Origin of the sequence: Flaviflexus massiliensis (genome assembly GCF_001375495.1) — a bacterium.
Lineage (GTDB): Bacteria > Actinomycetota > Actinomycetes > Actinomycetales > Actinomycetaceae > Flaviflexus > Flaviflexus massiliensis.
The window spans coordinates 1-11,933 of record NZ_LN831057.1 but is presented as its reverse complement, the minus strand read 5'-3'; the positions used below and the strand labels follow the sequence as shown (position 1 = coordinate 11,933).

The following is an 11,933-nucleotide window of genomic DNA, read 5'->3' as shown; positions in this document are numbered from 1 at the left end:
TGGTAGGAGCACCCCAAGCCTAGCTACTTACTACCTGGCTGCCTGACCATCGGTGTAGTCAGCGTCGGTGTCTTCCCACGAGAATGCCTTACGCAGCTCCACGCCGACCTTCTCGATCTGGTGGCCTTCGCCGCGCTTGCGCAGCTCCTGGAACTCGGGGCCGCCATTGTCCTGGTCGGTGATGAAGCGGGTGGCGAAGGTGCCATCCTGAATGTCCGCGAGGACGGCCTTCATGTTGTCCTTGACGTTGGGGGAGATAACGCGGGGACCGGAGACGTAGTCGCCGTACTCAGCCGTGTCGGAAATCGACCAGCGCTGCTTGGTCAGACCACCCTCGTTGATGAGGTCAACGATGAGCTTGAGCTCGTGAAGCACCTCGAAGTAGGCGATCTCTGGCTGGTAGCCGGCCTCGGTCAGGGTTTCAAAACCGTACTGGATCAGCTGGGTGACGCCACCGCAGAGAACAGACTGCTCACCGAACAGGTCGGTCTCGGTTTCTTCGGTGAAGGTGGTCTTGATGACACCGGCGCGGGTGGCACCGATGGCCTTCGCGTAGGACAGGGCCAGATCCCAGGCCTGACCGGAAGCGTCCTGCTCGATCGCGACGATCGCGGGAACACCGCGGCCTGCAACGTATTCGCGGCGCACCGTGTGACCGGGGCCCTTGGGGGCAACCATGCAGATGTCGTGGCTGGCAGACGGCTTGATGTAGTCGTAGCGGATGTTGAAGCCGTGGGCGAAGAACAGGGCTGCGCCTTCCTTGAGGTTCGGCTCAATGTCTTCGGCGTAGATGGTGCGCTGGTGCTGGTCCGGCGCAAGAATCATGACGACATCGGCTTCCTTGACTGCATCCGCAACGGAGGCAGTTGCAAGTCCCTGTTCCTGCGCCTTGGCGATGGAGGAGGATCCTTCACGCAGGCCCACAACGACGTCAACGCCGGAATCACGAAGGTTGAGCGCGTGGGCGTGGCCCTGCGAGCCGTAACCAATAACGGCTACCTTCTTGGATTGGATGATCGACAGATCGGCATTGTCGTCATAGTAAATTTCTGCCACAGTAATCTCCTTGTAGATCAGGCGCGACGGAGTGCTCGTTCGGCACTCACTCGTTCGGATAGGGAGCGCGAGCCACGAGAGATCGCGACTGCACCCGATTGGACAATTTCTTTAATCCCGTAGGGGGCGAGAGACGTCAGGAACGCCTCCACTTTTCCTGCGGAGCCGGTTGCTTCAATCGTGACAGCATCCGGTACTACGTCCACCACGTGGGCACGGAACAGGTCCACGATTTGAAGGACGGAGGTGCGGTTTTCGTCGGTGGCGGACACCTTGACGAGAAGGAGCTCGCGCTGCACTGACGTGTCGGGCTCGAGAGCCACAATCTTGATGACGTTGACGAGCTTGTTCAGTTGCTTCGTCACCTGCTCGAGGGGCGCCATGTCGGCGTCGACAACGATGGTGATGCGGGAGATTTCCGGGTCTTCCGTCGTTCCCACCGCGACCGAGTGGATGTTGAATGCTCGACGAGCAAACAGGGCCGTGACGCGTGTCAGCACACCGGGCTTGTTTTCGACGAGAACCGAGAGAGTGTGTCGATTGTTCATGAGTTCCTTCTATTCTTCGTCGTCCCAGTTGGGAGCAATGTCGCGGGCGTACTGGATTTCATCGTTCGAGACGCCGGCGGCCACCATCGGCCACACCATGGCGTCAGCCGACACCTGGAAATCAATGACGACGGGACGGTCGTTGATCTCCATGGCCTGGCGGATCGTATCTGCCACATCCTCCGGGCGTTCGCAACGCAGACCGACGCAACCGTAGGCGTCAGCGAGCTTCACGAAGTCGGGAATGTTGCGGGTGCCCCGCCCAGTATCGAGATCGGTGTTCGAGTACCGCGAGTTGTAGAACAGGGTCTGCCACTGGCGCACCATGCCGAGCGAGGAGTTGTTGATGACCGCAACCTTGATCGGAATATCGTTGAGCGCGCAGGTCGCGAGCTCCTGATTCGTCATCTGGAAGCAGCCGTCACCATCGATAGCCCACACGACCTTGTCGGGCCTTGCCACCTTGGCTCCCATGGCGGCTGGAACGGAGAGGCCCATGGTTCCTGCACCGCCGGAGTTGATCCAGGTGCGCGGCTCGTCGAACTTGAGGAACTGGGATGCCCACATTTGGTGCTGTCCCACTCCCGCAACGTAGATCGCGTCGGGACCAACAATCTCGGCGAGCTGCTCCAGCACGTACTGGGGTGCCATGTTCCCGTCCTCGGTTGGGGTCCAGCCGAGCGGGTACGTTTCCCGCATGCGATTCAGCCGCTTCCACCACGCGCTGATGTCACGCTGACCGTACTGGCGGTAGGCGGCCGGCATTTCCTCAGTCAGTTCCCGTGCCGTCTCGAGCACGTCACCGACGATCGGAACATCCGCGTGACGGTTCTTCCCGATCTCGGCGGGGTCGATATCGGCGTGAATGACCTGAGCGTGCGGGGCGAAGGACTCGAGGCTACCCGTCACGCGGTCATCAAAACGTGCACCGAGAGTGATGAGAAGATCGGAACGCTGCAGGCTATCAACTGCCGCAACAGTGCCGTGCATGCCCGGCATACCCAGATTGTGCGGATCGTTGTGAGTGAGGGAACCGATCGCATTGAGCGTTGTGACGGCGGGAATACCGGTGAGCTTAACCAGTTCGCGCACCGCTTCCGAGGCTCCCGCACGGATCACGCCACCACCCAGGTAGAAGACGGGCTTCTCCGCGGTGGCGATCATGCGCGCGGCTTCGCGGACCTGGCGAGCATTAGGCTTCGTCACGGGACGGTAGCCCGGCAGGTCACGCACCGGGGGCCACACAAATTCCTCTTCAGCGTTCTGAGCGGACTTGGCGATATCGACAATGACCGGGCCGGGACGGCCCGTCTGTGCGAGCTCGTATGCCTCGGCAATACGGGCGGGAATATCCTTGACGTCGGTGACAAGGAAGGAGTGCTTCGAGATCGGCATGGTGATGCCGACGATGTCCGCCTCCTGGAACGCATCCGTACCGATGAGGGCAGCCCCCACCTGGCCGGTGATAACCAGCATGGGAACCGAATCCATGTAGGCATCGAGAATGGCGGTCGTCAGGTTCGTGGCACCGGGACCTGAGGTGGCGATGCAGACGCCAACCTTGCCGGTTGCGTGGGCATAACCTTCCGCGGCGTGGCCCGCACCCTGCTCGTGACGAACAAGAATGTGACGGATCTTCTGCGAATCCATGAGCGGATCGTAGGTGGGGAGGATCGTTCCACCGGGAAGACCAAATACCGTGTCTACGCCCAGTTCCTCCAGAGAACGAATAATGGACCGAGCACCGGTTGATTTCTCACGAATGACACCGTCGCTCTGCGCCTTCAACGCACTCGCTTCAGCGAGTGTTGCAGGGGATGCTGGTTTCCCCATGGTTCCTCCTAGACGTGGATCGGTATGGCAATGAAAAAGCCCCCTGCATCGGAACAGGGGGCGCGCAACACAACCTCAGCGGACCGGTGTGGCGCGCCTGGTAATTACAAACTTCATTTCCATGGGTCAACATTAACCCCGGCCCCTCACACAACGCAAGCCACAATCCTAAAATCTCATATATTGGCGCACAGTACCGAACACTGAGACGAATAGTGTCCTATATACAGCAAGAGAAAATGAGGTCTTTTCCGGTTATCTCAACGCTCTGAGCACACTGGCATACGAATTGTTTGCCCGATAAGGGTGTTCCCCGGGACACGACCTTCCTGTCAAGATCGAGTTCCGGGGAACACAGTCAAAGTGTGCCATGCGAGCACGGTCGACTACAAACCCCCAAGTACATGAGCAACGAGTATCTTCGCCACCATCGCAACCGGGTACACGAGGGCATATCCGAGGGCAACGCGCGGATCGGAGCCCGTGCGAGCATTGGCAAAGGCGAGAACCGCGGGCTGAGTTTGTGAACCGGCCAGCACCCCGGAGAGCCGGGTCCCTCCCATGCCGAAAACTCTCCTCATGGCAATGTAGAGTCCCACCGCCATGATCGACGTGACAAGCATGCCAAGCAGGAGAATCTGCCACCACGAGTCTCCCGTGAATGCTTCACCGATCTGCCCTCCGGCATTGGTTCCCGCCTGAGCGAGGAAAACGAGGAGGCCAAGTTCGGAGATCACGAGATTTGCAGTCTTCGGTAGCGCGGTCACGACCGTCCCGACTCTGCCGAGCCTGCCCATAATAAGGCCAACGATGAGCACACCGGCAGCAGCCCCGAGGGCGAAGTGCCCACCACCGGGAACCGGGATCTTTATTGTGCCGAGAAGGATACCGAGACCGAGACCAACGCCGAGCGCGACGGGGTTGATGTCGGTCAGTCCCTTCGAGGAGTCACCGAGCCAGGCAGAGATCTCTTTCAGCTTGCTCGTTGGGCCCACAACCCGGGCCCTGTCCCCCATCTCCATCATCAGCCCCGGGATGGCAAGCATGTCCTGATCGCCTCGGCGGATGCGAGAGATTTTCGCACCCCACCGTTCCTCCAGCACCTCGTCCATCTCCTTCACCGTCCGCCCAACATGAGACGGTTCAGAAACGGTGATGCGTCGGAAGTCGAGCAAACGGCGGTCCTCGCGTAGCGAATGGGAGGATCGATGCCCGAGCTCATCGATAACGGTCTGCACATCGCTGTGTTCACCTACCACGGTCACGAGGTCCCCGTGGCGCAGTTGCTCGACCGAGCTGGGAATCCAGATTGGTCCCTGTTCTCCCCTGCGGATCCGGGAGAATTCGACGGTGCTTCCCGTGTGCTGCATGATTGCCCCCACGGTCGGCAGATCATCGCGATCCACGCGCACCGTCTCGTGGCCAACGGGTGATGGCGTATCAGTATCGTGTGCCGAGTTTCGTAGCGCCACATTGGCCGCGATGATCATGCCGATCACCCCAAACAGGTAGGCGACGGCGTAACCAACCGTGGCCGTTCCGGGATCCCCCGATGATTCGCTGGCTGCCGCGAGCGCGGGAGTGTTCGTCACGGCACCGGAGAACGTGCCGGCCACGAGTGCCACATCCATGTTGAACAGTCGCGTGCCGACAAAGTAGGCCGCCGTTGCGGCAACGATGAAGAGGAGCACCATGGTGACAATGGGGCCGGTTGCTTGGCGGAGTGACTGAAAGAATGTGCCGCCAGCATTGTTCCCAATCGCAAATGCGAAGAGGACAAGCCCAAGAGTTCCAACAATGTGCGGGATGGCAATCTCGATGCCGTGTGCTACCCCAAGTGCTGCCAGTCCGATCGCGAGGAAGAGGACTGCCGCGGCACCGAGCCCGACGCCTTTTACCTTGATATTGCCAAGTGCCATGCCAAGCCCAATGATGATGAAGAGCGTCATCAGTGGCTGGTCGGCGAGGAACTGGAGAACGTCACTCATGTTCGTGGATGCTCCTTCAATCGAAACTGCCACCACCAGTATCTCCCCGGCTTGATGAGAGATTGGGGGCCATGAGTCCCGATACGACACCTTTCTTCTCTCCCCAGCTCGGACAGCTCCGACGCTCCTCTCCCCCGAGGATTCAGTTCAAGAGAGACAGAGAGCGGAGGCAGGGCAGGAGGTGCGACAAAAAATCTCAGGGGCTAGTGGCGCATCCACGGACAGGGAAAATCAAAGATTGTGCGAGCAGGCAGCGAGTCGAGGCGTACGGCTGAACCGGTCGATGTGTAGCTAGAAAAAAGTCAGCTGGCAAAGAGAAGCCGGCGCCGGGATCAATCCCAGCGCCGGTTTAGTCCTTACTGACTCAGAACTCTCGTATGTTCTCAGTCGTCGAGACTACGGACACCGCCGTATGTTGCAGAGCGTGCCAGTAGCGCATATGCCTTCAGTGCCTTGGAGACCTTGCGTGGGCGTTCCTTCGCAGGCTTCCAGGGAAGCGGACCCTTGGCTGCGCGGCGAGCTTCCAGGGTCTCGTCGTCGACAAGCAGTTCAAGCGAACGGGAGGCAACGTCGAGGACGATGCGGTCGCCTTCTTCGATGAGCCCGATCCCGCCACCTGCCGCAGCTTCCGGGGAAATGTGGCCGATGGAGATACCGGAGGTGCCCCCGGAGAAGCGACCATCGGTGATGAGCGCACAGGTCTTGCCAAGTCCAAGTCCCTTGAGGAAGGAGGTGGGGTAGAGCATTTCCTGCATACCCGGGCCGCCCTTGGGGCCCTCGTAGCGGATGACAACAACATCGCCGTCAACAACAGACTTGGAGAGGATGAGTTCGATCGCGTCTTCCTGGGAATCAACCACGCGGGCTCGACCCTCGAAGTGGAAGAGTTCTTCGTCGATGCCGGCAGTCTTGATGACGGCGCCTTCCTCGGCAATATTGCCCTTAAGGACAGCCAGCCCACCATCTTCCGTGTAGGCGTACTTGACGGCACGGATGCAGCCGTTCTCACCGTCCGTGTCGAGTTCCTTCCACTCGTTTGCCTGGGAGAAGGCCTGGGTGGTGCGAACACCACCGGGGGCTGCTTTAAAGAGCTGGATTGCTTCCGGTGCAGGATTCTCTGCGCGAATATCCCACTTCTCCAGCCACGACTTCAGGTCGGGAGAGTGAACCGAGTGAACAGATTCCTGGAGCAGACCGGCACGGTAGAGCTCGCCGAGAATCGCGGGAATGCCACCGGCGCGGTGCACGTCCTCCATGTGGAACACGGGGTGGTTCGGGGCAACCTTGGCGATGCAGGGAACCTGACGTGAGATCGCGTCGATGTCCTCGAGGGTGAAGTCCACTTCGCCCTCGATTGCGGTCGCAAGAATGTGAAGGATCGTGTTGGTCGATCCACCCATGGCCACGTCCATCGTCATCGCGTTCTGGAACGCCTCACGGGTGGCGATGTTGCGAGGCAGAACAGACTCGTCATCCTCGTTGTAGTAGCGCTTGGCTAGGTTCACGATTGTGCGCCCAGCTTCGAGGAACAGTTCCTTGCGGGAAGCGTGGGTGGCAAGGGTGGAACCGTTACCGGGCAGGGACAGTCCCAGTGCCTCAGTTAGGCAGTTCATGGAGTTCGCGGTGAACATGCCAGAGCAGGAGCCGCACGTGGGGCAAGCAGCATTTTCAATCTGTGCCAGCTCTTCATCCGAGATCGATTCATCGGCCGCACCACTCATGGCGTCAACGAGGTTAACCGGGTGATCGATAACGCCCTCAATCGACTTGCCCGCTTCCATGGGCCCGCCCGACACGAACACGACCGGGATGTTGAGCCTCATGGCAGCCATGAGCATGCCCGGGGTGATCTTGTCGCAGTTGGAGATGCACACGAGAGCATCCGCGGTGTGTGCGTTCACCATGTACTCGACCGAGTCCGCAATGATCTCGCGCGAGGGTAGCGAATAGAGCATGCCATCATGTCCCATGGCAATACCATCGTCAACAGCGATCGTGTTGAATTCTTTACCGACGCCACCAGCTTCTTCGATTGCCGAAATAACAAGCTGCCCCATGTCTTTCAGGTGCACGTGACCCGGCACGAACTGGGTAAACGAGTTTGCTACGGCGATAATCGGCTTCCCGAAATCATTGTCACCCATGCCGGTGGCGCGCCACAGAGCACGAGCTCCAGCAAAGTTCCTACCCTGGGTTGATGTAGCTGATCGCAAAGTTGGCATACCATCTCCTTTTGGTCCTTCCCAACTCTACGACTCACCAACGAAAGCGTGAAAAACAGGGTCACACAGCGAGACTAATCACGCACTTTGATGCTCAGGTCACATACAACATCCTTGCCATAAACTTATCGGTCCTGGTTCCTGGCCGGCAAAAAGAATGCACTGATTCCCAAACTTGTTCAGCACTGGAGTTACGAGCTGAAACCAACGCTCGGATGATCCTCGAAAAGTACCGCATCGTCCCAATTCCGACAGCGCACATCTATCTGTCACCGCGCACTCTCAACTTCACTCCGCTCCCCATCGCTCGTTACTCTGCTGACTCTCGGTCTCATCAGGGGTCCCAAGGATGGCACTACTTCACTACTGACTGGGGTGAAATAGAGGAGCTTTTCTATGATTCCCCACTACTTTGCACTCGATGACGAATTGGCGATGGAGTTTATTCACGAACAGGGTGCAGGAACTCTCGTTACTGCACGGGATGATGGAACGATCGATGCGACAATGTTGCCGATTATTATCCGCGATGGCGTCATCATCATGCACATGGCCCGGTTCAACGATCACTGGAAGGCATCCGACGTCCCGCGTCCCGGTGCTCACGTATTCACCGGAGCGCACGGCTTTGTTAGTTCACGGGATTACGATCTGCCCGAAGGCACATCAGTTGCCTCCACCTGGGATTACACGCAGGTAACCATCCACGGACAGGTCACCGTCCATGACAACCGAGAGTGGGTCAAGGAAGCATCTGTCGACCTTACCCGCCACTGGGATGAAGAAGAGGCCGACAGCATGGACAGCAAGTACCTGGACCGTGCTTCCAAGGCCATCATCGGTGTCTCCATGACGATCGACCGCATCGGGGGCAAAGCCAAGCTGTCACAGAACCGTCTCCCCATTGAACGAGACAGAATTTCTACGAGGCTACGAGAGCAAGGCACTGCCCGAGCTAAGCAACTCGCTGACGACATCGACGCGGCCCCATCAACTGCTCGCCGCTTGCCCTTTGTTGGTGGGCTTCACGCCGTGCGCAAGGACGAACCCAGGCTCGAACACTGAAAGGCAGAGTGCCCTTTCAGTCAGTGGAATCCCTCGGATTCCTTGACATGCCAAAAACTGGTGTCCTCTCACCCGCTCACGTCTGTGATGATGGAGAGTTCCTGAGATAGCACTGTTCAATGCACCCTGATGAATGCGAAGCACTCACGAAAGCACATTCCCCCTAGAACCGATCACTGATCGCCCTCGGAGTTATCAGCATTCTCCTGGTGATCTTCACGATGACTATCGGTCAGAGGCTGCAGCCCGGCATTCATGAGCACTTCGTAGGGCAAAGCACAAAGGAAACCGCCACGGTCACCCACATAGAAAAGGTGAACATTTGTGGACGAACCAATAAGGACGAGTACACAATGACCTGGACCGAGGACGGTATCCAGCGCACGGAAACGGTCAAACGTTGCGGGGATTCCTGGAAGGTCGGTGACCAGGTCAAGATCTCGTCCACGGCCGGCATCCTCCAAACCCCGCCCCGAATCGTACTCCAGCTGACAGTCACCGTTATCGTCGTTGCTATGGCAACCGACTTCACCCTCGTTCTACGGACCCGCCGTAGCGTAATAAACCAGGCACAGGCCATCCTCAACGTGACATGGCAACCCGTGGAGATCCCAACGGCGGGACTGCCAGGAACCGGAGGATCCCCCATCAATCCCCAGGCACCGCTCAAAACGCGGATGTTCTACCGGACACCAACCATTATAGGTCCGAGAGAATAGAGCAGATACCGCAAAAAGTACCCGGTACTCACTACACCACAAGCGTCAGGAAGAACAAGGCTCGAGGAATGTCCCTCCACGTCTCAGCGGTGACACTCGCAGTTCTTAATGCCAAAAGAAAGGTCAAGAACCTAACTCAATCGGCCATCGACGGAACCTGGCAGCCCATCACCCTGTCAACAACCGGACTTCCCGACAAGCACAACTTCGTTGTGAATCCCCTGTCCCCACATCAAGACCCGCAAGCGCGGCTTCCACATACGAATCCACCGATCACGCCGGAAGCGTCAACAGGATCCGAATATCCCCGGCACCTTCTATGTCACCGAGGTCGAGAAAAAACAAAGCTGGTGGCCTGTCACTTCATGTCAGAGGGAAAAAAGTCAACAGAGAGTGGGCCTGGCACGGCTAACCGCCAATCGCACATCCTCTTACAATGCCAAGAGAAGTCAAAGTGCCCACGTCAAAAGACGTGGGCACCCCCCTAACAAGACTCAAGAGCAAAATTAACGAAGAAGAACATACGCTCCGGATACAGACATGCTAGTCGGCAACGGTGACAATGAATTTGAAACCGTTATCCGGGTGGTAATTCCAAGAAGCCTCAAAGTCACCCCAGGTACCCGACTGCATCCCATCCAAAGCGCGAGTAGACCACATGCGGGAAGTGACAGAAGTCGGGACCTCGAGCATCTCAACCACACAATCCAATTCGCTCTGGCTTGCACCGTGAGTCTCCTCTCCTTCGGTCCACACGTTGAGTGTGCGACCTCCGTCCGAAATCTCCAGGTACCCGGACCGATCGCAGGCTTCAACCGCATCTGAGATCAAGGCAACGCCGGGGTTTGGACGGGAAGCAAAATAGCCAATACCCACAGCACCACCGATAACGAGAAGACCAATTACCAAAATAATTACGGGAACTACCCCAATCCGCTTCCTCTGTACCGTGTAGGGAGAGTGACCCTGTTGGCTCCACCCAGCCTGAGGCAATGGACCCACCCCTGCCTGACCACTATTCCCGTTGAACCATCCACCAGCTGCACTAGGAGTCCGGGTGAGTCCCTTAGTGTGGTGTAAATTCCTGCGGGGTTGCCAGCAACGGTGATGGTGAAGATTGTTGGGAGTCATGGTGGGAGACTCAAATGTTCGACCAAGATACAAGAAAGCGACATCCCACGATGACTCACCACCAGTCTGCCCTGACGACCCTGATTTCTGAAGTCCTCACCGACCCTGATCTTGCTCACAACGATGTCTTCCGCCGCCTGCTCCAGGCCGGCCTTCAAGATCTCATCGATGCTGAAGCCACCGTCAAGATCGGCGCTGGCCCTCACGAACGCACCCCTGACCGGATCACTCACCGTAACGGCACCCGGCCCAAGACTCTTGCCACCCCGGCCGGGGAAGTTGACCTACAGATCCCTAAGCTGCGTCAGGGCTCTTTCTTCCCGGCGCTGCTGTCCCCGCGCCGTCGGGTAGATAAAGCGCTTTATGCAGTGATCTGCCAGGCATGGATCGATGGTGTCTGCACCCGCAAGGTTGATCACCTGATCAAAGCCCTGGGCAACGACACCGGTATCTCAAAATCAACCGTCTCGCGTATCTGTGCTGACATTGACGAGGGCGTGAGCCAGTTCCTGGGCCGGCCCTTGGATCACACCTGGTTCCCCTACCTGTTCCTGGATGCGACCTATCTCGACGTGCGTGTACGTAACCGAGTCGTCTCTCAAGCACTTGTCATAGCCACCGGCGTCAGCGGTGAGGGTAACCGCGAGATCCTGGGCATGGCACTGGGTGATTCTGAGACCACCGATTTTTGGACTGAGTTCCTCCGCTCCCTGCGAGAGCGCGGCCTGAAAGTCGCCACAAGCGCTGATCCGCTCGGGGTGGCGGTAGTGACCTCGGATGCTCACGCGGGGTTGAAAGCCGCAGTCAAAGCGATCCTGCCTGGGGCGGCTTGGCAGCGGTGCCGGGTCCACTTCGCCCGTAACATCACCCAACGAGTCGGCTCAGCCCGATCTAAGCCTGTCAATGCCCTGGTCTCAACGATCTTTGCTCAGACCACCGCGCAGGCTGTCAGAGCTCAATACCGCACCGTCATTGACGGTCTATCTGGCTCGTTTCCCGAGGTAGCAGCCATGCTCGAACAGGCCGAAGCAGAGCTGACAGCTTTTGCTGACATGCCTCAAGAGCATTGGAAGAAGATCTGGTCCAATAATCCGATCGAGCGGTTGAATCGGGAGATCAAGCGTCGTGCTGACGTGGTCCAGATCTTCCCCGACCCTGCCAGTGTCACCCGCCTAGTCGGAGCTGTCCTTCAAGAACAGCACGAAGAATGGCTCTACGCCGAACGGCGCTACTTCTCCGAAGTCTCCATGCGAAAACTCATCCACACCCTCAACGCCCCCACCGGGCAAACCGATCACCATCCCGGCCAGGAACTCTTCCTCACCGCCTAACCCAACCCCGAAAAGTTACACCACACCAAAGGACTTGACC

9 protein-coding genes are annotated in these 11,933 nt (G+C 58.3%); 3 read left to right on the top strand and 6 right to left on the bottom strand.

The genetic code is table 11. The annotated features are described in order from the left end of the window. Positions 1–30: 30 nt before the first annotated feature. The 5 genes from ilvC to ilvD form a co-directional block, all read right to left on the bottom strand. Positions 31–1,056, bottom strand: a complete 1,026-nt coding sequence (ilvC, locus tag BN1241_RS01690; protein ID WP_054952006.1) for a ketol-acid reductoisomerase — start codon at positions 1,054–1,056, stop codon at positions 31–33. Between the two features lie 17 nt (positions 1,057–1,073). Next, on the bottom strand, positions 1,074–1,604 hold the full coding sequence (gene ilvN, locus BN1241_RS01685; protein WP_054952005.1) for an acetolactate synthase small subunit: 531 nt from the start codon (positions 1,602–1,604) through the stop codon (positions 1,074–1,076). Between the two features lie 9 nt (positions 1,605–1,613). After that, entirely contained in the window at positions 1,614–3,437 is a 1,824-nt protein-coding gene (locus BN1241_RS01680) for an acetolactate synthase large subunit (RefSeq protein WP_054952004.1), read from the bottom strand. 386 nt (positions 3,438–3,823) lie between these two features. Further along, on the bottom strand, positions 3,824–5,425 hold the full coding sequence (locus BN1241_RS01675) for an aspartate:alanine exchanger family transporter (RefSeq protein ID WP_054952390.1): 1,602 nt from the start codon (positions 5,423–5,425) through the stop codon (positions 3,824–3,826). Positions 5,426–5,808: 383 nt separating this feature from the next. After that, on the bottom strand, positions 5,809–7,647 hold the full coding sequence (ilvD, locus tag BN1241_RS01670) for a dihydroxy-acid dehydratase (RefSeq protein WP_054952003.1): 1,839 nt from the start codon (positions 7,645–7,647) through the stop codon (positions 5,809–5,811). Between the two features lie 396 nt (positions 7,648–8,043). Here ilvD and BN1241_RS01665 point away from each other — a divergent pair, with 396 nt between their 5' ends. Both BN1241_RS01665 and BN1241_RS01660 read left to right on the top strand, forming a co-directional pair. After that, positions 8,044–8,712 (top strand): FMN-binding negative transcriptional regulator, encoded by a 669-nt coding sequence (locus BN1241_RS01665; RefSeq protein WP_054952002.1) that lies wholly within the window; start codon positions 8,044–8,046, stop codon positions 8,710–8,712. A 221-nt stretch (positions 8,713–8,933) separates the two neighbouring features. After that, positions 8,934–9,431: a hypothetical protein gene (locus BN1241_RS01660; RefSeq protein ID WP_147599197.1), complete on the top strand. Its 498-nt coding sequence runs from the start codon at positions 8,934–8,936 to the stop codon at positions 9,429–9,431. Positions 9,432–9,974: 543 nt separating this feature from the next. Here the strand turns inward: BN1241_RS01660 and BN1241_RS01655 are convergent. After that, entirely contained in the window at positions 9,975–10,340 is a 366-nt protein-coding gene (locus BN1241_RS01655; protein ID WP_054952000.1) for a hypothetical protein, read from the bottom strand. A gap of 272 nt (positions 10,341–10,612) precedes the next feature. On the opposite strand from BN1241_RS01655, the gene BN1241_RS01650 reads away from it, so the two are divergent. Continuing rightward, a complete protein-coding gene (locus BN1241_RS01650; RefSeq protein ID WP_054952389.1) occupies positions 10,613–11,893 on the top strand; it encodes an IS256 family transposase in 1,281 nt (426 codons plus the stop codon). Positions 11,894–11,933: the final 40 nt, after the last annotated feature.

Excerpts from the sequence above, each read along its gene's own strand:
- BN1241_RS01660 (WP_147599197.1), top strand. The coding sequence starts at position 8,934 with ATGACTATCGGTCAGAGGCTGCAGCCCGGCATTCATGAGCACTTCGTA.
- BN1241_RS01665 (WP_054952002.1), top strand. The coding sequence starts at position 8,044 with ATGATTCCCCACTACTTTGCACTCGATGACGAATTGGCGATGGAGTTT.
- ilvN (WP_054952005.1), bottom strand. The coding sequence starts at position 1,604 with ATGAACAATCGACACACTCTCTCGGTTCTCGTCGAAAACAAGCCCGGT.
- BN1241_RS01680 (WP_054952004.1), bottom strand. The coding sequence starts at position 3,437 with ATGGGGAAACCAGCATCCCCTGCAACACTCGCTGAAGCGAGTGCGTTG.
- BN1241_RS01650 (WP_054952389.1), top strand. The coding sequence starts at position 10,613 with ATGACTCACCACCAGTCTGCCCTGACGACCCTGATTTCTGAAGTCCTC.
- ilvD (WP_054952003.1), bottom strand. The coding sequence starts at position 7,647 with ATGCCAACTTTGCGATCAGCTACATCAACCCAGGGTAGGAACTTTGCT.
- BN1241_RS01675 (WP_054952390.1), bottom strand. The coding sequence starts at position 5,425 with ATGAGTGACGTTCTCCAGTTCCTCGCCGACCAGCCACTGATGACGCTC.